This window comes from Bradyrhizobium sp. YCK136 (genome assembly GCF_044570075.1).
In the GTDB taxonomy this organism is placed as follows: Bacteria; Pseudomonadota; Alphaproteobacteria; order Rhizobiales; family Xanthobacteraceae; genus Bradyrhizobium; species Bradyrhizobium diazoefficiens.
The window spans coordinates 24,483-47,188 of the sequence record NZ_CP172426.1 but is presented as its reverse complement, the minus strand read 5'-3'; the positions used below and the strand labels follow the sequence as shown (position 1 = coordinate 47,188).

Sequence of the window (22,706 nt, the reverse complement as noted above, 5' to 3'; positions counted from 1 at the left end):
GACTTTTGACGCGGCGCAGATGACGCGTAAATCATTGAGTCCAATAAGCTTTATTTATTCGCATAACCTTCATTATGGAATATCCGAAGAAGGTTTCACGTCAGAATCTCAGCTAACGAAAGCCCAGTCCAGTTAAATTACTCAATCGTCCATGACGATCATCGCTGTCAATCGGCTAGAGCGATTCGACGTGTGGCCTTAGCAGGTCAACCGTCTCGATCAGTCCCGCGGCTTCCATCACGAGCAATAGCTCGGCTGGCGTCATGTCCGGTTTTTTGAAGCGTTCGCGCATACGCCGAATGGCTGCAACGGCTCGCGAGCTTCGTCGAGTGTGGTATCCGCAATGAAAGCGTCGGCGGATTTTACCTCCATATTCAAGTCGGGAAGAACTGTCGCCGGAAAGTCCTTAAGATTTTCCGTTACGATCATTGCGGCTTGCGTCTTGACCGCCGGACGTGGTGATCGTCCGTCGAAAAAGCTCAGCTTGGCACTCTGTCGTTGCGCCGTGTCCGACTAGCAGCTTCCATTTGCCACGAGATAAGAGCCGTTCGAACAGCAGGGTGCAGATCTATTTGTCCGCCCGGGCCTTTGCCGCGATCTCCAGTTGCTTCCCGCCTGCCCCTCTCGTACGACATCACCGAGCGCCCCGCGTCCTAGCCTAACTTTTCGGGAACGCTTTGAGCAGGCGCAGCGTCTGAGGAGACCTTGCATTTTTTTCCCGGAAACTTTGTCAGATCTTGTTGGGCAGAGGTAAGCCACTTCGTCCTCCGTGAAGAACGCGGACGAGCGCTGATTTAAGCGATCTTTTGAGCCGGGACAGTTTCGGCGAAGGCGCGGATGATGGCACGCAAGAGTTCTGCGAGCCATCGCAGGAGCAGGCCGAAGTTGTAGCCGGCCGCGGCGAGGACGGCGTTGATGCGGTCACCGACGCTGCCTTTGAGATAGTTGCGGTCCATGCGGTGCTCGGCCTTGACGTGACCGATGACGGGTTCGACAGCCGCGCGAGGCTTCATCTCGCTCCGGATGGAAGCCGTGACGCGGCGAACCTGACCCGAGATCCAGACTCTGAACCGGTGCGGGTAGTTGTGGCCACGGTACCCTTTGTCGACGTGGATACGACGAGCCTCCACGCCGGTGAGCTTCTCCATGTCGGCGACCACGGGGCCGAGCGTGTGGCCGTCAAAGGGATTGCCGTGCAGCGCCTTGGTATGGAGCACGAACTGTCCACCCTTCGGGGACGTCACGGGGGTGGCGATACTGACCTTGCAGCCGAACTCGTAAGGCGCGCGGGCTTTGCCCTTGCCGATGCACTCGACCTCCGGCGCATGCAACGCATAGACCTTGGGGCCGCGCTGATGCTGATCCTGGCTGCGCACCCGCTGCGCCAGATCGAGCAGCGGGCCGAAGCGCGCTTCCAGCGCCGCATCGCCATCAATCTTGCGGCGGATGTCGCGGATGATCCGGCCAAGCCGCGTCCGCAGGAACTTGAGTTGGCGCCGGGCGCGCTTGAACTGGTGAGCGTGGGTATAGCGGCCGACCATGATGGCGGCGCGCTTGGCCAGGCGCAGATAGCTCTGGCGCAGCGGCACACGGTTGCGCTTGGCAAGCCCGACGAGCTTGGTGATGGCCCGATGCATCAGCCGCGCGTCGGTCGGATGGGCAACGGCCTTGGGCTGCACCGTGGTATCGACCACCACTCGCTCCAGGTCCTTGGGACCGATGGCGCCAGTCTTGTGTGCCACCGACAGACTTTCCTGGATCAACGCGACGAGCTGCTCCTCGCCGAGCCGCTGGCGCCAGCGCGTCATCGACGATCGATCGAACGGCAGCCGGTGGCAGAAGCTTAACTCGCCGCAGAAGTATTGGTAATAAGGGTTCTCGATCCAGCGGGCGCACAGCACCTCATCCGAGAGATTGTGCATGTGCTTCAGAATGAACAGGCCGGCGACAAGCCGCGTCGGTAGGCCAGGCTGCCCCGGCCCGGTTTGGCACACCGAACCAAAGCGGTCATCCAGAAACTTCCAGTCGATCAGCGCCGCCAACCGCACCAGCGGGTGGCCCATGTCGATGATTTGATCGAGCGCCGGAAGCAACAGGTCTTTCTGGCGATCATCCCGCGGTTTGCTCATCGCCGTCCCCAATGCCGATGACCCGTCCGTCAGGGAATCACGAATCGCTCGAAAGCAAAATCCCAAAACGCAAGAAACCGCGGCCCAACACCCGGCTTTCCTGCAAAATCGAATACTTTATCGAGACAACTTCTGCCTATCTCTCAGGCCGATCTGCATTCTTCACGGACGACCACTTCGCCCGTCCTCCCGGGATCGGGGCTGGTATTCACCGTCGCCTCGATGCAACGCTGCGACGGCCGATTTAAGCGCGATTTTGATCAGCGTAATGAAAGACGGAGGCCGCCCAACTGGCGGCCTCTACTCTTGACACGGGTGCAGTGCGAAACTGACTTTTTTGCTGGCTTTTCCGCACGAGGGCTTCAGACTGGCTCCCATTGAGAGTCTTAATTTTTTAGGGACATTGCGATGGGAAAACCTGCCGTTTCCCGTGATGCCTTTCGCGGGTTGTTCGCTTTCTATGCGGCCAAGGCTCATCATGACCATAAACTCGAGGGCGAACATTGCCTTCTGAAGCTATTCGGATCTGCGGAAGACATCCCCGATAGTTTGCTGCTGCAGTGGTCGGACAGAGTTGAGCTGCTCGGTTCCGAAACCGTTGGCCGCTTAATGGAGCCGCGCGCCCGTCAACTCACGGATGGCAACGCGCGATACGACCATGCCAGTGACTTTCTCCACGCGCTCCTGAGAGACCTCGGACAAAAGGTGCAGTGATCAAAACCGCAGCGCTATGGTCGCGGCAGCCGTCAGACGCGCAGATTTTCTGGGAATTTCTCGCGCTGGACGGTTTTGATTTTGTGCCAGGCCTCAACCCGGTCCGATCGGTACGGCGCATCTACGCGCTTCGAGACGATGCCCTCATAGTTCAACCGGCTCGCCGCCTCGAACAGCTCCTGCCCGTCGCCCTCGTGATGCTCGCTGTAGAAGATGGGCTCCTTCAGGTTATTTCCGTCTATCAGCTCCTTCAGCAGCCCCTTGCGCGCAAGCTGCGACATTTTCCGGAGGTCCTGGCCATCGAGCCACAGCAAGTCGAAGGCGAAGTAGATTAAACGGTCTTGGTCGCCTCTCCCGAGATCGGCCTGCAGCTCGGAGAAGTTGGTGCGCTCCTCATGGATAACGACCACCTCACCATCGACGATTGCCTGCCCCGGGATGTTGAAGGCGCCCGCAATGGCAGAGAACCGTTCTACCCAGTTGTGGCCGTTGCGGGTGAAGGCTTTCCGCGTATGAGCTATGGCTGATTTTGGGTGACGCGGCCTGATCAGGCGGCGTGGCTTTCAGTGTTCGGAATGACTTCGATTCCGTCGATGAACTTTACACCGGCGATGACTTTCGGCAACTGGTTCGTGCTCTTCAATCGCCGCCAGGTCTTCGATGCGGCGTCGATGAGCTTGAACACCATCAGCTTCGCAGTTTGTTGCGACAGCGATCCCTTGGTCCGCACCGTTCGGTGGCGCACCGTGGCGAAGACGCTCTCGATCGGGTTCGAGCTGCGTAGGTGGATCCAGTGCTCAGCAGGGAAGTCGAAGAAGGCGAGCAGCGCATGGCGATCCTTGATCAGGCACTCCACCGCACGTCCGTATTTGACGTGGTATTTCTCGACGAAGACGTCGATCGCGGTTTCAGCTTCGGCCCGGTGTGGGGCCAGATAGATGTTCCGCAGGTCGTTCTTCATGGGGCCCTGCACGGATTTGGCGACCTTGTCGAGTACGTTGCTCACTTTATGGCACCAGCATCGTTGGTGCCGCGTGCCGGGAAAGGCCTCGTCCAGTGCCTTCCAGAAGCCGAGGGCGCCGTCGCCGATGGCGAGTTGCGGGGCAATCCGTAACCCGCGTTGCCGCAGGTCGATCAGGAGTTCGCGCCAGCTCTGCGCGCTCTCGCGCACGCCGACCTGGAAGCCGATCAGCTCCTTCTTGCCTTCCGGCGTGGTGCCAATCAGCACCAGCATGCATTCGCTGTGATCTTCCATGCGGGCCTGCAGGTACACGCCATCGGCCCAGATGTAGACATAGCGACGCGCCGACAGATCGCGTCTCTGCCAGCGTTCGTACTCGACCTGCCAATCGGCCTTCAGGCCGGCGATCACCGAAGGCGACAGGTTCGGCGCATCCTTGCCGAGCAGCGCCGAGAGCGCCTCCTGGAAGTCGCCGGTCGAGATGCCGCGCAAATAGAGGACCGGGATCAAGGCATCCAGGCTCTTCGTCCGCCGCGCCCATAGCGGCAGGATTGCCGAACTGAAGCGGAGGCGGTCGCCTGGCCCGCTCGCTCCGCGGTCGCGGACCTTGGGACGAGCGACCTCCACCGGACCGATGCCGGTCGCAATCTCGCGCACCGGACCGTGCCCATGTCGGACCAGGCGCGCTCGACCGTCGGGCAGCGTCAGATTGGCCGTGCTGGCCAGAAACGCGCCAACCTCGATCTCGATCGCCCTGGCAAGCAGGTCCCGCGCGCCGGCTCGAACGATATCGGTCAGTGGATCATCAACCGCGGACGGCTGACGGAAAGCAAGAACATTGGTAGTCTCGGTCATGGCGTATCGCTCTCCTCGAGAGGTTCTGGCAGGCTCGTCACCCGCCTCGATACGCCGCCTTCCTCACACCGTCATCACCCAGATTCCGCCATAGCTCTCCGCGTATCGCCATCGATGTGAAGCTGGACGCGATAGCCGTCATATTTGATTTCGTGAATCCATGGAGCTCCCGAAGGCGGCTTCGTCTTCAGGGTCGCCAACTGCGGGCTGATGAAGCCTGGCAGGACGGCTTCCGGCCTCTTCGCCGGAGGGGCCTTGATACGCTTTGCCACTCTACGCAACTCACAAAAAGAACCCGCCGCAGGCGAGCAAACCAGCGACGGGCGTTTTACCTATGCTGCTCAACGAAACACCAAACTCACGCGCCCCCGGAGTTCCTCCCACGAAATTCTGCCCAATGCGTTCTCACACAACCGAATGAGGGTTTCAGGTTGTGTTTTTGAGAACGCCCCCCGAACGGTCGGGGAACGCGGTGTGATAATCCGTTCTAGTACTGAGGCCGCTTCAGCAACTCCGGCAGCCTTGAGATAGCCTTAGCTATCCGCCTCGCCTCTTCCCGCGACACGAATTGGTGAGCGTACTGGTAATTGTTCTGATGCAGATCCTCACGGTGAGGGACGCCGCAGATGTGGAAGCCACTGGCGTCTTTGATGCTGAAGCAGTGCTTATCTTCTTCCATCGTCCACGGGGGCGGAAAACGCCGGAGGTTATCCATTCACCCGCGCAGCCCCAGGCACGAGGCGACGCTTCGGGATACGGCCGCGCGGCGGAGCCGGCAGACGGCGGGGGATAAAAATGCTGGCGACTACGATGGGGGTGGTATCGCCGAGCTTGGTCCGCTCCTGGACCAGCTCGCTCATGACCGTCCGCATCCTGATGATTTCCTGGGCGACGAAGGTGCAGTCATCATCCCGATTGATTTGCTCATGCATAACGGCTTCGGCCTCGCGCACGCTGACGCGCAACGCCCTGATGCTTCTGCGAATTTCGCTGATACGGTTGTCCATGGCTCGCTCCTTGGCTGGACGCCGACATAAGAACAAAATGAGAACATAGAGTCAAGGGCTGTAGATCGGACTTCCTGATTTACGAGCGGCTTGGAGCCGACTTGCAGCAGCGAAGGCGAAGGATGATGCGCAATCGCGGGCGCGTATTTGGCAAATCGCAATCGTTCATTGCTTCATCTGAGCAAGGCGGGTGGTTTCGGCGTCCCGCTCGCTCGGCGACAATCTGTCTCGCCAGCCGGTGCGCCCCGCATTTTTGCAGGGATCACGCGCACAAGCTATTGATCTCGCGCGGTGGTTGAGATTGGATGCGCCTCTTATTTGTAAGCGCGTATTTTACCGCACAGGCTACGCGCGCGGCTGGCCGCGGCGTCGCGTGACGCCGGGCCCCAGCAGTGTCATCGGAACGGCTTGGTTGACCTGAGCGTTCGAACGTCAGCCGCTATTCTCAGCTGGCAGGTTTTTTTGAGCGGTGCAGTTGAACGGCAACAGATCTTCGATATCGGCGTCTGGCGCGCGCTGGGGCAATTCGGTGAGCGCGTGACGTAGCCATGCATAGGGATCGACGCCGCATGCCCGGCATGTCAGCACCAAACTGTAGATCACGGCGCTTGCCTTGGCGCCGGCAACGGTGTCGCTGAACAGCCAACTTTTTCGTCCGGTGCAAAACGGCCTGATGTCGCGCTCCAGAACATTGTTATCGATCGGGGCGAGACCGTCACTGGTGTAACGGGTCAGATAATCCCATTGGTTGCGCGCATAGGCGATCGCCTTGCCGGTCAAGCTTTCGGGGAGGACCTTCGGCGCCTGGTCGTCGAGCCAGGTCCGGAAGGCGGCCAATACCGGCAGGCTATGCTGCTGGCGCAGCCGCAAGGTGTATGCGGCGCGCGTTTCGTCGTCGGGCGGCGTCTGGCGCGCCACCCTCTCGACCTCATACAACGCCTCGAAGAACTTGAGCGCCTGCAATGGCGGACCGCCGGGCGTCTTCCTGGCCTTGAGCGCATCGGTAAATTTCCTGCGCGCATGCGCCATACAGCCAAGATGGGTCGCGCCTGTCAGCGTGCCCCAGGCGTCATAGCCGTCGCTCATCAACAAGCCACGATAGCCGGCCAGGAAGGCCTGAGGATGTTCCTGGCCGCGACCGGGCTGGTAATCGAACAGCACGACCGGCTGCGCGCAGTCCTGGCCGCTGCGATAGGCCCACATGAAGGATTTGGCCTGCGCATCCCGGCCGTCCTCTTTCAGAACCTGGACCCAGGTTTCGTCGCCGTGGACCAGGGGCTGCGACCTGAGCTTTTGCTGTAGCGCGTCATAGACCCGATGCAGATGCAACTCGCTCGCCCGGATCACCCAGTTGCCCAGCGTCCCGCGGCTGATGCTGACGTCGGCGCGCCCCAGCGCGTCCGCCACACGGTACAGCGGCGTGCCGTCGACGTATTTGTTGGCGAGCACCAGCGCCAGCGTCGATGGCGTGGCGACGCTACCCGGCAGCGGCTGCGCCGGCATCGGCGCGGTCACGATCGGGGTGTTCAGCGCGGTGCGCTCGCAGTGACGGCAGGCATATTTGAACCGCACATGTTGCAGCACTGACGCCTTCACCTCGACGTGCAACTGCTCGGTGACGGTCTCGCCCATCCGATGCATCCGATTGCGGCAGCACGGACAGTCCTTTTGATCCTCACCCAGATCATGTTCGACGCGTTGGCGCGGCAGATCGTCAGGCAGCGGCTTGCGGCCGCGTGTCTTCGGTGCCGGCTTTGGAGCCTCCGGCAATCCCGTGTCCGGCACGGCGACCGCCTCGACATCGTCGTCGTCCCGGCTTTCAGCGGCGGCCTGCTCGGCTTCGTTGAAGATGCGCTCCTTGAGCTTTTCGCTCTTCGGCGCGTAGCGGCGCAAGCGCTCCAGGCGCAACTGCTCCTCAAGATGCAGGACGCGTTGCGCGAGTTTCTCGTTCTCCGCCTTCAGCGCCGCGAGCTCGGCCGCGTGCGCCGCGATCAAGGCTTCCAGCTCGTGCGTCGTGGGCCTGCGACTCATCGTAGTCTTGAATCGAAGTCATGCCGCCGCGTCAACCGAGTTCCATGCGGTGGCCGGCGTCATCCGATAGCGCTGATGACGCCGCCCGCATCGAACACGCTCAGCCCACGCTGTGATATTGCCGCACCGGATGACGACGCACCGCCGCGATGTTGATGCCGTCAAGCAGCCAGTGCAGCTCCTCCGTCGTCAGCGTCAGCACCGCCTCCTGACTTCGGGGCCAGTGGAATCTGTCGGCCTCCAGCCGCTTCAGCAGCATCCAAAATCCTGACCGGTCATAAATCAGCAGCTTGATCCGGTCGCGGCGACGATTGCAGAACGCGAACACCGCGCGCTGGAACGGATCCAGCCCCATCGACTGCTCGACCACGATCGCCAGGCTGTTGATGCCCGCCCGGAAGTCAATCGGTTCGCGGTGAAGGTAGACCCGAAGATCAGACGCCAGCCGGAACATCGCAACGCCCCAGCGCTTCAATCACCGCCGACAGCAACTGCGCGTCGCCGCCTTCCAGCGAAAGCGTCACGCCGTTGGGCATCGATGCCGTCAGCCGCCCTGCACAGGATCGCTCCGTCGCGCAAACCGCGATCGCGCCAGCAGATCGAGTTGGCGACGGCGACGGCGCGCGAACCGGAACAAAGGCTGGCGCAATCGGCGCCTCCGGCTGGCCATCCCCGTTCTGACGTTGTCGCTTGGCCACCCATTTGCGCAGCAGGTTCGCGTTCACGCCGTGTTGCAACGCCAGCCCCGCCAGCGACACGCCAGGCTGCAGACAGGCCTCGACCAGCCGCTGTTTGCTGGCCGGATCATAGCGACGCCGCCCATTGCGCAACACGCCGACCGTCTCAAGTCTCAAAAGTTCTTCTGGAGTGATCATCGATGGTGTCCACCTCGTTCATGGTGGACACCTCATCCCATCCCCGCGCTCAACTGCATAGGTGCGTAGAAAGGAGCGCTTACTCTTATTTCGGCCGGGGGGCTTTTCTTATGCGAAAACTTGTGATTGCGGCGCTTTGCGCCGCACTGGGCGGCTGTGCAGCCGCGCCGAAAATGGGTTGGGTCCGCGTGGACGGTCAGTCCTCTCGCGAAATCCCGTTCTACAAACGCAGTTCGAGGTGGACAGGACCGCTTGTCTTGGCGAGCGCAACAAGGCTGCCCTTTCGGGGGTCACTGTCGCTGGCGGTGGATTGGCGGGAGCTATAGCAGCCCAAGAGCGAACTAACGCCGCTGACACTGTCGGCCAGGGTTGCATGGCGGAAAAGGGCTATCTCCTCGTCAAAGAGGATGAGGCCGATGCGAAGCGTGCCGAGTTGGCTAGGTTGCTGAATTGAAGAAGCAGCAGGAAGCCGCAGCACCCGCCCCCAAGCCAAAGAAGTCCAGCCCGTAAAGGCATCGAGCTAGCTAACTGGTGTGGGTCTCTCGCGGCGCAACAGCAGGGCGGTGAAGTTGCCTTGGAGATAGAGGATTAAACGTAATGGCCACGCGCCACCAAGTCACGAGCGAGCAGGAAACCGCCGTGAAGCAGCTTATGACGCAAGTGGCCCGACGCCCTCGTCGAAGCCGAGCCCATTCGGTCATCGTCCGTCATGCCACAGAAACAGATGCAAACCGCGAGTTTGCGCCACATCGGGATGCGGACAAGGCCATAGTGTGGTTTTTCTTCGCTCTTCCTGCTTTCATGATTTTACACGCGATCTGCGTGAAGCTAGGCGCGATCTAGGTGACAACCCGCGCGACGACGAAGATGGCACTTTGGCAAACCGCGCAGAGTCGGTTGGGTAGGTTCGCCATTGTTGCTGCTGGGGCAGTGATATCGTGCTCGCTGCTGTGGGCATGGTGGTCGTTCCCGCCTCCGTCTAGGAACTCTTACTACTATACGAATTTGGATGGGGCTTATCCGGTAGCTGTTGGCGCCCGAGAAATGTTCTCGATCGGTTTGGTTCCGGATTAAGCTCGATGTCAACGGTCGCGGGCTTCTGCGCCATCCAACACTTGTGCCCTCCGCATCGACCTCATAAACCCGATAGCTTGGCATGCCTCCCTTTCTCCCTGCGTCCTCGCTGAAGCGCTGTTCTGTCCAGAACGGCGGAGGCCCGATCCTTAACATTTGTGCGCTGGATGAGAAGTGCCCAGAAAGTTAGCCTGCAGGCAGGAACGAAAATCGCTCACGAAGCGTTCTTCGTTCATTGGGTAGGAACTCATTCTTGAGCAAACAATCAGACAGATTGAGGGAGCAAGCTTTTCGGGCGGACGGCTCTCCAACACCATCAGCGACATGTCGGCATCCCGGGTCCCTTGCCGAGCAATACCATGCGCAGGCCGACGAGCTCGAACAGGCAGAGATGTCAGGCCAGGCGGCTCCGCACGCGGCGCCAGTTAGGCGAGTCTACCTCTTAGGATGACTGGCGACATCGTTGTGGTGATGCCAAAGGTTGTTCAGTAATGGACCTAAAGCATATTTATCGCGACTATATCGACTGCCTGAATGAGCAAGCTTGGTTGCGCTTGGGCACGTTCGTCGCCGACGACGTTATCCATAACGACAATCCCCTTGGCCTGTCCGGGTATCGTGAAATGCTGAAACGGGATTACGCGGCAATTCCCGACCTTCGCTTCAACGTGGAAATGATGATTAGCGAGTATCCCTATCTGGGAAGTCGGCTCCGGTTCGATTGCTCTCCAACAGGCGTCTTTCTCGGCTTGCCAGTGAATGGCAGGCGCGTTTCATTCCACGAGAACGTCTTCTACCAGTTCGACAACAACAAGATCGTACGTGTTCGATCGATTATCGATAAGGCAGCCTTGGAGGCGCAACTGTAGAAAATTGGACCAAATGGCTGGCGCTCAAACCGGAGGGTCTCGAGCATCACCCCAGATACGAAACGTCCTTCGCACGAGAGGCCAGTTCACCCTCCACCTTGTCGATCTCAGCTTGGTTGCGCTCGATGAAGGCAGCGAGCTCATCTCGAGACATCTCAGACAGCGCTTTCTGCTGTAACGACGTCTCCTTCCGGGTAGGAGCAATGTGCCCTGCCCGGTCTAGAACTTTGATCGACAGATCAGCTCGGACACGGGCGCTAATGCTTGTGTCCTGGAGAAGCGACTTGGCCACTCGATAAGCAAGCGGGGCGCCGACCACCGCGAGATCAAGCTGTATCGATTCCGAGATCGCAGCCGCGACCGCTGGCAGTCGCATTGTCTTATAAACCGGCTTGGGGTGATATCCGGCGAGCTCGGCCGCTTCTTCAGGCTTCTTCCCGTCGTTGACGATTAGGCGCACCAAAGTCCGCTGCTGTTCGCTGAGGTCCGGCGACGTCAACGCTTACATCAAAGACGTTACGGGCGAGGACTTCAGCGCCAAGGATTTCCGCACCTGGGCCGGGACCGTGCTGGCGGCGCTGGCGCTGTCCGAGTTCAAGAAATACGACAGCCAGGCCGAGGCAAAGCGCAACGTCGTCGCCGCGATCGAGAGCGTCTCGAAGCAACTCGGCAACACGCCGGCCATCTGCCGCAAGTGCTACGTGCATCCCGAGGTTCTGGACGCCTACATGTCCGTAAGCGGAGCTTTTCTCCCATTTGATTGACTGGTTTCGCTTCGGCTTTCGCTCTGCGATTCTTGGCTGGTCAGAGAGCCAAGAGGAGACTGAAGGCGATGGAACAATCGGGGGAGGAAGCCGAAGCTGATGGCTTTGTAGGGAAGCTTACGCGCCGGACGCGTTCTGGAGGCCGGTTATGGTCTGCGGAGATCAAGGGGCGCGCTGTTTTCGAGAGCATGAAGCCCGACGCCCGGGTATGTGATGTCGCACGGCGTTATGGTGTGAAGGCCCAGCAGTTGACGAGGTGGCGCAGATTGGCGCGTGCTGGCCGGCTCGCATTGGTCACGGACGACGCGGCGGATTTCGTGTCGATCGAGCTGAGCGATCCAGTGGCGTCAGGCAAGAGCGAGGGGCCCGTCGAGATTACGATTGGCAAGGTTTCGGTCCGCCTGGATGCGGACGTGTCGGCGGTGCGGATCGCGGAGATCGTGACTGCGATCGAGCGCGGCGCATGATCATTCCGGCGCAGGGACTGCGGATTGTGCTTGCTGTGCGTCCTGTTGACTTCCGGTGCGGGCACGACGCGCTGGCCGGTCTTGTGCAAAACACGCTTGGGCTCGATCCGCATTCGGGCCTGATCGTGGTTTTTCGTTCGAAGCGCGCCGACCGGCTGAAGATTTTGCTATGGGACGGCACGGGCCTCGTTTTGGTCTACAAGCGCCTTGGCCGCGATGGTCGTTTCGAGTGGCCGCAGATCAGCGACGGCGTCATGCATCTGACGCGCGTGCAGTTGTTGATGCCCCTCCTTGTTAGGCTGACAGTAGATCAAGTTGCGCGATGACGTGGTTTCGAAGGTCTCCGATGGCGTGAAGAACGGATGGTGTATTCGGGAAGAGATAGGCGCCGCTGGGCTGGCGATCAATTAGCAAACGCTTGGTTCGGATCTGAACATAGAGCCAGTTTACTGGAATCTCGAGCCTTCGGGCCAGTTCGGGCGGGCTGAGGTATGAGTCGTCATGCTCCCATCGGCTGCGCTGGGCAGTTACCTTGATGGCGGCGGCACGACGGAGCCGCCCAACGGTGATAGGCAGCACCTTATCGGCGCAACGGGGAGAGCGGTGACCTTCCCGAGTAAGGATTGTGGCGATCTTGTCGTCTGGGACGCCGTCGCGAGCGAGCGTCAGAAGGCGTTCCCGCATCTCTGTGCCTCGCGTCAATCTGGTGACGGAGTTGACGCTCATCTTCACTTCGAGCTCCGTCACGGCGCCTCCCCGCCAGACGATCCTAGCCAGGGCCAAGTCGCGCTCACCGCGGTCGAGAACGACCTTTTCGATGAGACATCGCAACAACGCCTTGCGATGCGCATCCGAGATAGTCTCGTCACCCCATATCTGCGGGAGGCGGCCGGTGAGGCTGATGACCTTGTCGTTGAGCTCCTTGCTTATGGCCACTTGTGTGATGGCTTTGGGCGGCGTCTGTCGGGCAAGCGCCTCTTCGGCGGCGCGCACGTCGTTTAGCGCCGCTTCCCATCGACGCTCGAGTTCCGAGGCGACCAACCGATTATCTGGATCAGCTCGGTTGAACTGCCGTTCGGCGAGCGCCGCCGTGTATCGCTTGCGCTCGAGCTCTCGTTCTGCACTGGAGCGTAGCGCATTGTTCGTCTGCTGCTGCACCCGGCGGGAGCGCGACAAGGCATCGAGTTCGGCCGGCGCTAGTGCGGTTAGGAATGCGTCGCCAACGGCTGCATCGATATGGGCGGCGCGGATGTGTTGGCAGGTTGGCTGACCTTCCTGGGTACGCAGGTGATTGCATACATATTCGCCGCCGCCCTTGTAGCGGACGTACATCTTATGGCCACATCGTGCGCACCAGGCAATGCCGTGGAGCAGGAGCTCGCCATTGCGAGGCGCGCCGCGGGTTTTGATGCGCATGTATTCGGCTCGGTTATCTCTGATGACGGATCGGATTTTTTCATAAATTGGCCAGTCGATATAGGCTGGATATCGATCTTTAACGACGATCCGCCACTCCTCCATCGGCCGCGGAGCCTTTTGTGGCAGGGCCCCCTCCCGCTTCGGCGGCCGGAAGCGGGTTCGTCCATAGACAAAGGCGCCCGCGTATGCGGGGTTCTTCAAGATCGCCGCGACGGCAGCCAGCGTCGCGCGCGTCCAGCACAAATCGCCATATCGATCACGACGCGGCAGTTCCAGGTCACGCTCGTTCAACGCTCGCATGACCTTGGCAACGCTGCGCAGCTGCAGGAATAACTGGAAGACGAGACCGAGCCGCCCTTGCACGGCCATGTCGGGATCCTTAACGACCACACCGCTCGGGTCCCGCATCAGCCCGATTGGCAGCATAACCGCAAGTTCGCCGCGTTCGGCTTTGGCCAGCAGGCCGGCGGTCAGCCGGCTGCGGATCGTATGTAGCTCAAGCTCGGAGATCGAACCCTTCAGCCCGAGAAGCAACCGTCCGTTGGGAGTGCCCGGATCATAGACACCATCGCGGTCGGCGATCAGGCAGCCACGTAGACCACAGATATCCAGGAGCGGATACCAGTCGGTACAATTACGCGCCAAGCGGGTCACGTCGATCGACAGGATGAGTCCCACTTCACTCAGGCCAACACGGCCAACGAGTTCCTTGAAGCCGTTACGCTGTGCTATAGACGCGCCGCTCAACCCGAGATCGGCATCAATCACGTCGATGGCCGCCTCACGCCATCCGAGTTCGCGGGCGCGCTGGCGAAGCGCGTATTGAAGGCGCAGGCTCTCCTGATTGCTTACGACCTGATGGGGCGTCGACTGCCGGATGTAGACTACGGCTTTGCGCGCCAAGTGGCTTGGTGTGACCAGCTCGGACTTCATGAGGGATCTCCGCCAAAATTGCGGCGACGTCTTCGACGATCTGGCGTCGGAGCGCGGGCGTCAGCGTCGACCAAAGATCGGCTGGATCCATGCTCATGTGCGTCGGGACAATCCGCTGTCGATAAAAGCTCGAGTAGAGCCTCCATACTCAGCTTAATCTGATTTGCCTCTTGCTCATAATATTCGATTGCGGTTGCTTGAATCAGAAGACTGCTTCCTGCGCGATACTCAACTTCATACGAAGCGGGAATGCCTCGGCCTCGCTGACCGATCTTCCTAATCACTCGATATGAGCGCCCCCACAAAGGATGGTGGGGGTCCCGAACCTCGACCACCTCCGGAAATGATTCGTCAGACTCACTATCAGGGACATTCCTCAATCCCCTCGTTTGAAGGGCTGAACTGGAAGCGAGTGGGCGAACGGATTGTCGCGACGCCAGCTGCGGCGAACTGACTCAGATGGGGTATTCGGCCTGTTGCTGAGCCCCGCGTTAGCAGGGTGCTGCGCTTCAGGTTGATGATAAACGTGGTCTGTTTTCGAACAGCCACAAGCATCAGACGGAGAAGCGCAGCATGAAACATTACGCTGGACTGGACGTGTCGGTCAAAGAGACGTCCCTGTGCATTGTCGACGAAACGGGCCGCATTTGCCGGGAAGCGAAGTTGGTGAGTCACCCGGACGATCTTCTTGCTGCACTCAACGATCCGATTTGGCGGTTTGATCGGATTGGGCTCGAGGCTGGACCGCTGTCGCAATGGCTGTTCAGCGGGCTGGCGGAGGCTGGCCTGCCGGTAATCTGCATCGAGACGCGACATGCCAAGGCGTTCCTCAAGGCGCAGGTGAACAAGAGCGACCGCAATGATGCGCGTGGCATTGCGCAGATGATGCGCGTCGGCTTGTTCCGGCCTGTCCACGTCAAGACCCTGATCAGCCAAAAGCGACGGGTCCTGCTTGCCGGTCGCAAGCTGCTTCAGGAGAAGGCCATTGCCATCGAGAATGACATTCGTGGGCTGTTACGCAACTTCGGCTTGAAGGTCGGAATTGTGGGGGTGATCGGCTTTGAACAACGTATCCACGAACTCGTCGGCGGTCAGCCGGAGCTGGCCGAACTCATGGAACCGCTTCTCGTCGCCCGACGCGTTTTACGCGAACAGTTCACACAACTGCATCGCAAAGTGCTTCTACTTGCCCGGGAAAGCGAGGTCTGTCGTCGGTTGATGACGATCCCTGGTGTCGGCCCCGTCACGTCGCTGGCCTTTATCAGCACGATCGACGTTCCCGCCCGCTTCAAGAGTTCGAAAGCCGTCGGGCCGTCCCTTGGATTGACGCCAGTTCTCAACCAGTCCGGCGAAAGCCACCGCATCGGCCGGATTTCGCTGTGCGGTGATGAAGCCATGCGAGCGCTACTCTATGAGGCCGCACAGGTCATGCTGACGCGGGTGCAGAAATGGTCCTGGCTCAAGGCGTGGGCCATGCAGATCGCCAAACGACGCGGGCAGCAGAAGGCGATCGTCGCTTTGGCGCGGCGGCTCGCCGTCATCATGCACCGCATGTGGAGCGACGGAACGGAATTCCGCTGGACACGGGAGGCCACGCCCGCGGCACAATAGTGCGACGCGCGGTCCACGCACCCGTTGTTTAGCGGGAGGAGGTCCCTCGCGGGACGATGGACGAGATGAGTTCGCTTTGGGCTCTTGTACGGTCGCGTCCTTGCGATCAGCACGCGAGTCAGATTGTTCCGTCTCGTTCTACTGATCCCATGCTGGGAGAGCCATACGGCTGATCCCGAAGAGAAGCACGGCCCCGCGAGCGGTACCGAACCCAAGGAGGCACCCAATCAAGCCCTTGACTAAATCCGGCCGAATAGAGAAGAAGACCCGACAACCTGTTTCGCGCGGGGCTTTGGGATGATAGCTTGCGGATGTGCCGCCGTCCCCCATTGATCCCGCCCGTCTTGCAGCGCTGCCCGCCGATTTGCGCGCGCTCTTCCGCGCGCAGGAAGCGATGATTGAAGCCGAGCGTCGTCGCGGTGACGATGAATGCTCGGCGCGCCTTCATGTCGAGAGTGAACTGGCTGCGTCCAAAGAGAGCGTCGAACGCCTCGAACTGCTTGTGAAGGAGTACGAGCGCGCACGTTTCGGTAAACGCTCGGAGAAGTTCAATCCCGATCAGATGCAACTGGTTCTCGAGGACATCGAGATTGCCATCGCCGAAGTCCAGGAACGCCAGGACGATCGTGCGCGCCGCGCCGGCACGGCGCCGTCCAGCCGCCGGACCAGGCGCGCTGCCCGTGCCTTTCCCGCGCACCTGCCGCGCATCGAGCAGGTGATCGAACCCGAGAACCTCGAGTGTCCCTGCGGCTGCGGCCGGATGGTCCAGATCGGCGAGGATCGCTCCCGCCGTCTCGATGTCATGGCCGCCCAGTATCGTGTGATCGAGACGGTGCGACCGCGCTACGCCTGCGCAAAGGGCTGCACCGGTGTTGCTCAGGCGCCGGCGCCCGCCCATCTCGTGGAGGGTGGCATCCCCACCGAGGCGCTGCTGGCGCAGGTGGCGGTCGCCAAGTTCAGCGAGCACATGCCACTCTATCGTCAGTCGCAGGTTCTGGCTCGGCATGGCATCTTCATCGATCGCGCCGTTCTGGCAGACTGGATGGGAACGGTCGCCTTCCACCTCGCGCCGCTGGTCGAGCGCATGAGCGTCGTGATGAAGCAATCGGGCCGCTTGTTCATAGACGAGACCAGGGCGCCTGTGCTCGATCCGGGCCGGGGCCGAACGAAGACCGGCTATCTGTGGGCTGTCCTGCGCGACGATCGCGGCCACGGCGGCGCTGATCCACCAATCGTGGTCTACCACTACGCGCCAGGACGCGGTGGTGACCATGCTGAGCGCATCCTCGAGGGCTTCGACGGCATCCTTCAGGTCGACGGATACCAGGGCTATCATCGGCTCGCACGGCCCAAGCGCAAAGGCGGCGTGCCGCTGCGGCTGGCCGTATGTTGGTCCCACTCAAGGCGCAAGATCATCGCAGCGACTCCGAAAGCCGGCTCACCCATCGCCGAAGCCGTTCTCGCGCGCATCGCCGCACTCTATGCGATCGAGAAGGAGATCCGTGGCGCCGACGCCCCGGCTCGGCAAACGACCCGTAACGAGCGATCACGGCCGCTCGTCGCTGAACTCGAGAGGTTTCTGCGCGAGCAAGCCGCTCGCCTGTCGCCGGGCAGCGAGATGGGCAAGGCGATCGCCTATCTCCTGAACCATTGGGATGGCCTCACCTTGTTTCTCGACGATGGTTGCGTTGAGATGGACACCAATCCCGTCGAAAATCAAATCAGGCCGCTGACTCTGACGCGTAAAAATAGTTTATTTGCTGGTCACGACGAAGGTGGTCGTTCATGGGCGCGCATAGCTTCGCTCATCGCCACCTGCAAAATCAACAGCGTGGAGCCCTACGTCTGGATGAAAGCGACGCTCAAAGCGATCGCAACCGGTCACCCGCAGTCCCGGATCGACGAGCTCCTGCCCTGGTCGTTCGGCCGCACCTCGTAATTCTCCGTCGTTGCCGCCTCCATACCCCCCGCCAACGATTTGCAAACACGTTGATCAACAGACTGCAATCCCCACGCCAAACCTTTGCGAATGGGACGCGAACGTCGCTTACACATGTCCGGTGACCTCGTGAAGATGATCGAAGCCAAGATAGCGCAGAAGTTCAAGCGCCAGTACGCCAAGCTCACTTCCGTCGAGATCATGGTGCTCGCATTTCTCCGCAAGCGTCTCGTTTCACTGAAGGCCGCCGCCTGAGCCCCGCGTACCAGTCGGCATAGGGCGTGTTTTTGACCGCGTGTCGGGTGAAGTCGGGCGCGCCATCCTTCCACCACACCGGTCCCCGCTCTCCCAGCCGGCGCTTCGCTTCGTCGACGAGGCGATGGGCGACGGTCTCTGCGTCTAGATCTCTAGCCGTCCTGGCGTCTTTCACGGCTCGCCGCGCATCCATCAGCTGTTTCACCAGCCGCTCCTTGTCTTGGGCAGCAAGGTCGGGATCGCTCATCCGCCAGAGCCGACCGCGGACTACGAAATAGCGCCCATCGGGCGTGACTGGATGCTGCAGGCCCGGCATCAGATGAAGGGCTTCCCTCCGGTTACCGCGACCGTTGTACCGGAGGTGTAACTTGAAAGCGGATCGGCGAGCATCACGTAGGCCGTCGCCAGCTCGGCCGGCTGCCCGGCCCGCTTCATCGGCACCTGCTTGCCGAAATTCTTCACGGTATCCTCGGGCATGGTCGATGGGATCAGCGGAGTCCAGATCGGCCCGGGCGCCACGGCGTTCACGCGGATGCCCTTCTCCGCCAGCATCTGGGCCAGCCCGCCTGTGAAGTTCTGGATAGCGCCCTTGGTCGTCGCATAGGCCAGGAGCGTGGGGTTCGGCATGTCCGAGTTCACGGAAGCCGTATTGATGATCGCGCCGCCCGGCTCCATGTGCGGCACGGCGGCCTTCGCAAGGAAGAACATGGCGTGGATGTTCACATCGAAGGTCATTCGCCATTCCTCGTCGCTGATGTCGGCAAGATCCTTGAAGGTCGCCTGATGCGCGGCATTGTTGACGAGGATGTCGACGCCGCCGAGATCCCGGACCGCCCGATCGACGACCTTCCTGCAGTGGTCCGCGGACCTCAGGTCGCCCTCGACCAGAACAACCTTGCGCCCCTCCGCCTCGACGAGGGCCGCAACTTCCTTGGCGTCGTCGTGCTCCTCGAGATAGGCAATCAGGACGTCGGCTCCCTCGCGGGCGAAGGCGATGGCCACGGCTCGCCCTATTCCGCTGTCGCCACCGGTGATGATCGCCCGCTTGCCTTTCAGGCGGCCCGCCCCCTTGTAGCTGGCCTCTCCGTGATCGGGGCGTGGATCCATTTGCGCGGTCGAGCCGGGCATCGGCTGCTTCTGACTGGGGTAAGGCGGCTTCGGATAGTCAGGCATCGGAATCGGTCTCCGAGGGTCGAGAGCCCGACAACCGACTGACGACAACCAAGGTTCCTAGCCGGTTGCCCGCCACTCTCCTCCGGAAGCCGCCCGCGACGCGCTTGCGCAAAGCAGAAGAAAGAGAGCGCGCTCGGCCTTGTACCTCGCGCCTGCGCGACTGCACTCCGAGCCGGACATGACGACTTCGCCCGCGGCGGTGCAAACGGCCCACTTCCATCGGCTCCGCCCGCGCCGCTTCAGCACGACGTCGAACCCCTCAAATCGATCCTCGCCGTCCGGAGAAGTCACGCCGCCACCCTGTTCGGCAACCCACCCTGGAGCTGACCCAGAAGCCGTTCCTCGCGCTCGATCCGGCTCAGGTAGAGCTGGCGCTCCCGCTTCGTCTTCGCGCTCGCCAGCAGCAATCGATAGTGGTCGATCACATTCTCGCTGCCGCGGATCAGCAGGTCCCTGACATCGGTCATGACGCCACCCCCGCGCTCGGCCTTTGAGGCGGGACAAATGCGATGGGGAAGGTTTCGGAAGTCAGCGCCTCGAGCGAGGCAGTCTCCTCGGCCATGCGCCGTTCGATGAACCGGCGCTCGAGGTCCGACAGCTTCGTCTTCAGCAGGCTGCGATAGCGGTGGATGTTGTTGCGGTGCGCACGGATCCGGGCAAAATCTTCGTCGAGCATCGTCGCCTCTCCTGACGGTCTTCCTGTCCTTTGCGGTTCGAGAAACGGGGAAGCGAGCTCCCCGCAGCAAAAAATATTCGGCGCGAAGAACCTGTCAAGACAGTAGTGGTGCAGCCGATCCTTCGGTGACATCACGGTCACCGCCGAGCAGAACTCGCTGACGATCGAGGCAAGGAAGCCCGACAGGGCGGCCGGCGAATTCCTGTATCAGGGCATCGCCGCGCGGCCGTTCCGGCGCGTCTTCAACCTCTCCGACTATGTCCAAGTGAAGCAGGCCTCTTTCCAGGACGGGCTGCTGATCATCGACCTGGTCCGCGAGGTGCCCGAGGCCATGAAGCCGCGAAGGATCCAGATCGCGGGCGCGCCTTCTCCGACGCAGATCGAGCAGAAGAAGGCGGCCTGACCGCTTCCGGATCGAAGTCCAGCGACGGCGGGTTCGCGCCCGCCGTCCATCACACCTCCCCATTGAAAGGAGTGTAAGGGAGGCCGACGATGACCAATGTCAGAACGAATTCCGGCGATCTCAATCCCCTCTTCCATCCCGCCGCGCACTATGCGTCTCCGGACGACGTGCTGAACGACGAGACCCTCTCGGCTTCGGAAAAACGCGTCATCCTGTCGTCCTGGGCGTCCGACATGTACGCCGTCGAATCCTGTCCCGCGCTGCGCGAGATCCCCGGCATGGGACACGCCATCAGGCTCACCGAAATCCTCTCGGCGCTGCGGCGCCTCGACGGCGAGGACCACGATCCGCCCCGCCCGGGCGGCGCCACCATGCGGCTGCGGCGGCCTTGGGCCGCCGCGTGGCGGAGGTCTGCGTGATGTTCACTCAGGCCGTTCTTGGAATGGTGCTGCTCAGCCACGTCTCGGCGGCATGGACCGTGCCGTTTCTGGCGCTTTTGTCCGGCTCGGCGGCACGATCGCTCGATCAAGGGCTATCGTGACCCGATCAATCCCGCGCTACACGAAGCGCTTCGGACAGCTTTTGCTTCTCGCGCTGCCAGCGGGTGTCTTCGTCCTCGATCCGCTTCTCGATCTCGCCGCGCTCTGCTTCGAGAGACCGCGCAGTGCTTCCGCTGCGCCTCGTCCAGCGCTGCTCGAGCCTTCGCCACCGCGCGCTCCCGCTTGGCGCGTTCCTTCTCGCGTGTCGCTTCTTCCCTTCGGCGCTCAGCGTCGCGGCGCTTTTCTTCGCGCTCGAACTCCGCGGCGGCGCTGCGCGCATTCTCGTCGCTGATCCTGGGCGAGAGCCGCTTATTCGGCGAGGTAGCCTTTTTTCGCGCGCCGTTTTCCACCCCAAGATCGGTCGGCAGATCCGATTGCTCGGCGAACCGCCTGTTGGATCCGGCCGGGCGCTTGAGCACGACGCCGGGCCTTGCCATCGCCGCGGCGATCACCGCGGGATCGTGGGTTTCCGTGGCGAAGCCCTGATGGAAAAGATTGCTGCCGGCTCCCCAGGCCTCGAGAGCCGCCTTCATCGACGGTGCCGCGATCGCGAGGTCGTAGAACCCCAACGAGGTCTGGAATGTCTTCAGCTTTCGCGGCATTTGCTGTCGCGGCTAACGCCGGCGCGCCACCCAGAGCCCCAGCACGAACGCGGCGAAAAGCGATCGCAAGGGCGCCTTGACGGTCACCTCGCGCAACTTCTCGGCCCACCGCTCCATGTTCTCCTGCGAGGGCATGCCAAGCGGGTGAGCGCTCCCGTTCGGTCCTGATGACGGTCTTGTGCTGGTCAGCGTGGCGCGCTCGGGATCCACGAGGCCGGAAGCCTCGGTCATCGCCGCCGTTTCGTTCGGGTCCATGCCGATCTCCCTTGCCTTCCGCAGCGGATAACCCGCGCCAAAGACCCTCGGTTCCTGACGCTAAGCGGACTTCCGCTGCGACCTTCCCGGCGGTTTCTTCGACGCCGCTTCCTTCGCCGGCCTCTTGCCGGCGATCGACATCAGCATTTCCTTCTGGCCGGCTGTCGCCTTCTTTGCCTTGGCGGGCTTTTTTTGTGCGGCGACCTCCTTGGCTGCCCCGCCTACGCTTTTCCGTAGCGCGTCCATCAGATCGACAACGTTCTCGCCCTTCGGCCGCTCCTTAGGCCGAATAACCTTGCCGGCGCGCTTCTGGTTGATGAGGTCAACGAGGGCGGTCTCGTAATGGTCCTCGAATTTGTCCGGCTCGAAGCTGCCCGCCTTCTGATTGACGATGTGCTTGGCCAGGTCGAGCATGTCTTTCGTGACTTTGACATCCTGGATGTCGTCGAAATATTCGGCGGGATCTCGCACCTCGTAGGGATACCGCAGCAACGTGCCGATCAGGCCCTTGTCGCGCGCTTCGAGCGCGATGATGTGCTCGCGGCTCGTCAGCACGACCCGCCCGATCGCGACCTTGTCCATCTCGCGGATGGTCTCGCGGATCACGGCAAAGGCGTCGTGCCCAACCTTGCCGTCGGGCCGCAGGTAGTACGGACGGATCAGGTAGCGCGGATCGATGTCGCTCCTGTCGACGAACTCATCGATCTCGATCGTCCGCGTGGACTCCAGCGCGACCTCCTCGAGCTCCTCCTTGGTGACCTCGATGAACTGCCCCTTCTCGACCTCGTAGCCCTTGACGATGTCCTCGTTCGGCACCTCGTCGCCGGTGTCCGCATCGACCTTCAGATATTTGATGCGGTGGCCGGTTGTCCGGTTGAGTTGGTTGAACGAGATCTTCTCGCTCTCGGAGGTAGCCGGATAGAGCGCCACAGGACAGGTGACGAGCGAGAGCCTCAAGAAGCCCTTCCAATTCGCGCGGGGAGCCATGGTTACGCAACACTCCAGTCGGGACTCGATTCAAGACGATCGGACAGCGCTGGTTCCGGCAAGTAATGGGCATCACCCATTACCTGCCTTATGGGCAAAGCCAGTAATGGGGAGCTGCCAATCGCGATCACCGTATTTTCTTGTGGATTGCCGCTCTCGAGCTCTCCA

General features: G+C 61.3%; 23 protein-coding genes and 3 pseudogenes. 11 read left to right on the top strand and 15 right to left on the bottom strand.

The window, feature by feature from the left end:
• Window positions 1-794: 794 nt before the first annotated feature.
• Window positions 795-2,129, bottom strand: a complete 1,335-nt coding sequence (locus tag ACFLEY_RS48375; RefSeq protein WP_060909258.1) for an IS5 family transposase — start codon at window positions 2,127-2,129, stop codon at window positions 795-797.
• A gap of 408 nt (window positions 2,130-2,537) precedes the next feature.
• Between ACFLEY_RS48375 and ACFLEY_RS48370 the strand changes: the two genes are divergently transcribed.
• On the top strand, window positions 2,538-2,843 hold the full coding sequence (locus ACFLEY_RS48370; RefSeq protein ID WP_038975279.1) for a hypothetical protein: 306 nt from the start codon (window positions 2,538-2,540) through the stop codon (window positions 2,841-2,843).
• Between the two features lie 32 nt (window positions 2,844-2,875).
• Here ACFLEY_RS48370 and ACFLEY_RS48365 read toward each other — a convergent pair whose 3' ends face one another.
• The 6 genes from ACFLEY_RS48365 to tnpA all read right to left on the bottom strand — a co-directional run bounded on the left by ACFLEY_RS48365 (window position 2,876) and on the right by tnpA (window position 8,572).
• Window positions 2,876-3,364, bottom strand: a complete 489-nt coding sequence (locus ACFLEY_RS48365) for a hypothetical protein (RefSeq protein ID WP_309142184.1) — start codon at window positions 3,362-3,364, stop codon at window positions 2,876-2,878.
• A 26-nt stretch (window positions 3,365-3,390) separates the two neighbouring features.
• On the bottom strand, window positions 3,391-4,659 hold the full coding sequence (locus ACFLEY_RS48360; RefSeq protein WP_038952271.1) for an IS256 family transposase: 1,269 nt from the start codon (window positions 4,657-4,659) through the stop codon (window positions 3,391-3,393).
• A gap of 707 nt (window positions 4,660-5,366) precedes the next feature.
• Entirely contained in the window at window positions 5,367-5,666 is a 300-nt protein-coding gene (locus ACFLEY_RS48355) for a hypothetical protein (protein ID WP_038975282.1), read from the bottom strand.
• Window positions 5,667-6,098: 432 nt separating this feature from the next.
• Entirely contained in the window at window positions 6,099-7,697 is a 1,599-nt protein-coding gene (gene tnpC, locus ACFLEY_RS48350; RefSeq protein WP_018270215.1) for an IS66 family transposase, read from the bottom strand.
• 100 nt (window positions 7,698-7,797) lie between these two features.
• Window positions 7,798-8,151 carry an IS66 family insertion sequence element accessory protein TnpB gene (gene tnpB, locus ACFLEY_RS48345; RefSeq protein WP_018270214.1) on the bottom strand — a complete coding sequence of 118 codons (354 nt, stop codon included), beginning with the start codon at window positions 8,149-8,151 and terminating at the stop codon, window positions 7,798-7,800.
• The gene (gene tnpA, locus ACFLEY_RS48340) at window positions 8,132-8,572 is read right to left on the bottom strand and encodes an IS66-like element accessory protein TnpA (protein ID WP_035693717.1); all 441 of its coding nucleotides are present in this window, start codon (window positions 8,570-8,572) and stop codon (window positions 8,132-8,134) included. Before tnpA ends, tnpB (ACFLEY_RS48345) begins: the two co-directional genes overlap by 20 nt.
• Window positions 8,573-10,137: 1,565 nt before the next feature.
• Here tnpA and ACFLEY_RS48335 point away from each other — a divergent pair.
• Window positions 10,138-10,515, top strand: a complete 378-nt coding sequence (locus ACFLEY_RS48335; RefSeq protein WP_038975285.1) for an ester cyclase — start codon at window positions 10,138-10,140, stop codon at window positions 10,513-10,515.
• A 46-nt stretch (window positions 10,516-10,561) separates the two neighbouring features.
• Here ACFLEY_RS48335 and ACFLEY_RS48330 read toward each other — a convergent pair whose 3' ends face one another.
• A complete protein-coding gene (locus ACFLEY_RS48330) occupies window positions 10,562-11,014 on the bottom strand; it encodes a hypothetical protein (protein WP_211434844.1) in 453 nt (150 codons plus the stop codon).
• Between ACFLEY_RS48330 and ACFLEY_RS48325 the strand changes: the two are divergent.
• From ACFLEY_RS48325 to tnpB (ACFLEY_RS48315), 3 genes and pseudogenes are all read left to right on the top strand, one after another.
• Window positions 11,001-11,249: pseudogene (locus ACFLEY_RS48325) on the top strand (DNA topoisomerase IB); the annotation flags it as partial. The gene ACFLEY_RS48330 and the pseudogene ACFLEY_RS48325 sit on opposite strands and share 14 nt — an antisense overlap.
• Before the next feature lie 98 nt (window positions 11,250-11,347).
• The gene (locus ACFLEY_RS48320) at window positions 11,348-11,746 is read left to right on the top strand and encodes a transposase (protein ID WP_026193420.1); all 399 of its coding nucleotides are present in this window, start codon (window positions 11,348-11,350) and stop codon (window positions 11,744-11,746) included.
• Complete coding sequence (gene tnpB, locus ACFLEY_RS48315; RefSeq protein WP_396605029.1) at window positions 11,743-12,072, top strand: IS66 family insertion sequence element accessory protein TnpB; 330 nt, start codon at window positions 11,743-11,745, stop codon at window positions 12,070-12,072. The genes ACFLEY_RS48320 and tnpB (ACFLEY_RS48315) overlap by 4 nt, the downstream gene beginning before the upstream one ends.
• On the opposite strand, the gene ACFLEY_RS48310 is transcribed toward tnpB (ACFLEY_RS48315), so the two are convergent.
• The gene (locus ACFLEY_RS48310; RefSeq protein WP_396605028.1) at window positions 12,041-14,098 is read right to left on the bottom strand and encodes a recombinase family protein; all 2,058 of its coding nucleotides are present in this window, start codon (window positions 14,096-14,098) and stop codon (window positions 12,041-12,043) included. The two genes, tnpB (ACFLEY_RS48315) and ACFLEY_RS48310, sit on opposite strands and share 32 nt — an antisense overlap.
• 573 nt (window positions 14,099-14,671) lie before the next feature.
• Here ACFLEY_RS48310 and ACFLEY_RS48305 point away from each other — a divergent pair.
• The 3 genes from ACFLEY_RS48305 (at window position 14,672) to ACFLEY_RS48295 (ending at window position 17,903) form a co-directional block, all read left to right on the top strand.
• Entirely contained in the window at window positions 14,672-15,709 is a 1,038-nt protein-coding gene (locus ACFLEY_RS48305) for an IS110 family transposase (RefSeq protein WP_038381005.1), read from the top strand.
• Window positions 15,710-16,103: 394 nt separating this feature from the next.
• Window positions 16,104-17,648 (top strand): IS66 family transposase, encoded by a 1,545-nt coding sequence (gene tnpC, locus ACFLEY_RS48300; RefSeq protein WP_396605034.1) that lies wholly within the window; start codon window positions 16,104-16,106, stop codon window positions 17,646-17,648.
• 129 nt (window positions 17,649-17,777) lie between these two features.
• Window positions 17,778-17,903: a hypothetical protein gene (locus ACFLEY_RS48295; RefSeq protein WP_396605027.1), complete on the top strand. Its 126-nt coding sequence runs from the start codon at window positions 17,778-17,780 to the stop codon at window positions 17,901-17,903.
• A 315-nt stretch (window positions 17,904-18,218) separates the two neighbouring features.
• On the opposite strand, the gene ACFLEY_RS48290 is transcribed toward ACFLEY_RS48295, so the two are convergent.
• From ACFLEY_RS48290 to ACFLEY_RS48280, 3 genes are all read right to left on the bottom strand, one after another.
• Window positions 18,219-19,076, bottom strand: coding sequence for a glucose 1-dehydrogenase (locus tag ACFLEY_RS48290; protein ID WP_038975081.1), 858 nt, complete (start codon window positions 19,074-19,076; stop codon window positions 18,219-18,221).
• A 287-nt stretch (window positions 19,077-19,363) separates the two neighbouring features.
• Window positions 19,364-19,543, bottom strand: a complete 180-nt coding sequence (locus tag ACFLEY_RS48285) for a hypothetical protein (protein WP_038975082.1) — start codon at window positions 19,541-19,543, stop codon at window positions 19,364-19,366.
• Window positions 19,540-19,752, bottom strand: a complete 213-nt coding sequence (locus ACFLEY_RS48280; protein ID WP_038975083.1) for a hypothetical protein — start codon at window positions 19,750-19,752, stop codon at window positions 19,540-19,542. Before ACFLEY_RS48280 ends, ACFLEY_RS48285 begins: the two co-directional genes overlap by 4 nt.
• A 127-nt stretch (window positions 19,753-19,879) precedes the next feature.
• Between ACFLEY_RS48280 and ACFLEY_RS48275 the strand changes: the two are divergent.
• From ACFLEY_RS48275 to ACFLEY_RS48265, 3 genes and pseudogenes are all read left to right on the top strand, one after another.
• Window positions 19,880-20,155: pseudogene (locus tag ACFLEY_RS48275) on the top strand (Hsp20 family protein); the annotation flags it as partial.
• An 89-nt stretch (window positions 20,156-20,244) separates the two neighbouring features.
• Window positions 20,245-20,574: a hypothetical protein gene (locus ACFLEY_RS48270; RefSeq protein ID WP_038975085.1), complete on the top strand. Its 330-nt coding sequence runs from the start codon at window positions 20,245-20,247 to the stop codon at window positions 20,572-20,574.
• Entirely contained in the window at window positions 20,571-20,696 is a 126-nt protein-coding gene (locus tag ACFLEY_RS48265) for a hypothetical protein (protein WP_259220879.1), read from the top strand. The genes ACFLEY_RS48270 and ACFLEY_RS48265 overlap by 4 nt, the downstream gene beginning before the upstream one ends.
• 5 nt (window positions 20,697-20,701) lie before the next feature.
• Here the strand turns inward: ACFLEY_RS48265 and ACFLEY_RS48260 are convergent.
• From ACFLEY_RS48260 to ACFLEY_RS48250, 3 genes and pseudogenes are all read right to left on the bottom strand, one after another.
• A pseudogene (locus ACFLEY_RS48260) lies at window positions 20,702-21,296 on the bottom strand (cell envelope biogenesis protein TolA).
• A 12-nt stretch (window positions 21,297-21,308) separates the two neighbouring features.
• Window positions 21,309-21,551, bottom strand: coding sequence for a hypothetical protein (locus ACFLEY_RS48255; RefSeq protein WP_038975086.1), 243 nt, complete (start codon window positions 21,549-21,551; stop codon window positions 21,309-21,311).
• A gap of 60 nt (window positions 21,552-21,611) precedes the next feature.
• A complete protein-coding gene (locus ACFLEY_RS48250; protein ID WP_038975087.1) occupies window positions 21,612-22,538 on the bottom strand; it encodes a Ku protein in 927 nt (308 codons plus the stop codon).
• Window positions 22,539-22,706: the final 168 nt, after the last annotated feature.

What these genes read in the sequence shown, in the direction of transcription:
- ACFLEY_RS48255 (WP_038975086.1), bottom strand. Translation starts at nt 21,551, where the DNA reads ATGGACCCGAACGAAACGGCGGCGATGACCGAGGCTTCCGGCCTCGTG.
- tnpC (WP_396605034.1), top strand. Translation starts at nt 16,104, where the DNA reads ATGATTGAAGCCGAGCGTCGTCGCGGTGACGATGAATGCTCGGCGCGC.
- tnpB (WP_018270214.1), bottom strand. Translation starts at nt 8,151, where the DNA reads ATGTTCCGGCTGGCGTCTGATCTTCGGGTCTACCTTCACCGCGAACCG.
- ACFLEY_RS48290 (WP_038975081.1), bottom strand. Translation starts at nt 19,076, where the DNA reads ATGCCTGACTATCCGAAGCCGCCTTACCCCAGTCAGAAGCAGCCGATG.
- ACFLEY_RS48285 (WP_038975082.1), bottom strand. Translation starts at nt 19,543, where the DNA reads ATGACCGATGTCAGGGACCTGCTGATCCGCGGCAGCGAGAATGTGATC.
- tnpB (WP_396605029.1), top strand. Translation starts at nt 11,743, where the DNA reads ATGATCATTCCGGCGCAGGGACTGCGGATTGTGCTTGCTGTGCGTCCT.
- ACFLEY_RS48250 (WP_038975087.1), bottom strand. Translation starts at nt 22,538, where the DNA reads ATGGCTCCCCGCGCGAATTGGAAGGGCTTCTTGAGGCTCTCGCTCGTC.
- ACFLEY_RS48335 (WP_038975285.1), top strand. Translation starts at nt 10,138, where the DNA reads ATGGACCTAAAGCATATTTATCGCGACTATATCGACTGCCTGAATGAG.
- tnpC (WP_018270215.1), bottom strand. Translation starts at nt 7,697, where the DNA reads ATGAGTCGCAGGCCCACGACGCACGAGCTGGAAGCCTTGATCGCGGCG.
- ACFLEY_RS48370 (WP_038975279.1), top strand. Translation starts at nt 2,538, where the DNA reads ATGGGAAAACCTGCCGTTTCCCGTGATGCCTTTCGCGGGTTGTTCGCT.
- ACFLEY_RS48305 (WP_038381005.1), top strand. Translation starts at nt 14,672, where the DNA reads ATGAAACATTACGCTGGACTGGACGTGTCGGTCAAAGAGACGTCCCTG.
- ACFLEY_RS48355 (WP_038975282.1), bottom strand. Translation starts at nt 5,666, where the DNA reads ATGGACAACCGTATCAGCGAAATTCGCAGAAGCATCAGGGCGTTGCGC.
- tnpA (WP_035693717.1), bottom strand. Translation starts at nt 8,572, where the DNA reads ATGATCACTCCAGAAGAACTTTTGAGACTTGAGACGGTCGGCGTGTTG.
- ACFLEY_RS48310 (WP_396605028.1), bottom strand. Translation starts at nt 14,098, where the DNA reads ATGAAGTCCGAGCTGGTCACACCAAGCCACTTGGCGCGCAAAGCCGTA.
- ACFLEY_RS48320 (WP_026193420.1), top strand. Translation starts at nt 11,348, where the DNA reads ATGGAACAATCGGGGGAGGAAGCCGAAGCTGATGGCTTTGTAGGGAAG.
- ACFLEY_RS48375 (WP_060909258.1), bottom strand. Translation starts at nt 2,129, where the DNA reads ATGAGCAAACCGCGGGATGATCGCCAGAAAGACCTGTTGCTTCCGGCG.
- ACFLEY_RS48270 (WP_038975085.1), top strand. Translation starts at nt 20,245, where the DNA reads ATGACCAATGTCAGAACGAATTCCGGCGATCTCAATCCCCTCTTCCAT.
- ACFLEY_RS48280 (WP_038975083.1), bottom strand. Translation starts at nt 19,752, where the DNA reads ATGCTCGACGAAGATTTTGCCCGGATCCGTGCGCACCGCAACAACATC.
- ACFLEY_RS48360 (WP_038952271.1), bottom strand. Translation starts at nt 4,659, where the DNA reads ATGACCGAGACTACCAATGTTCTTGCTTTCCGTCAGCCGTCCGCGGTT.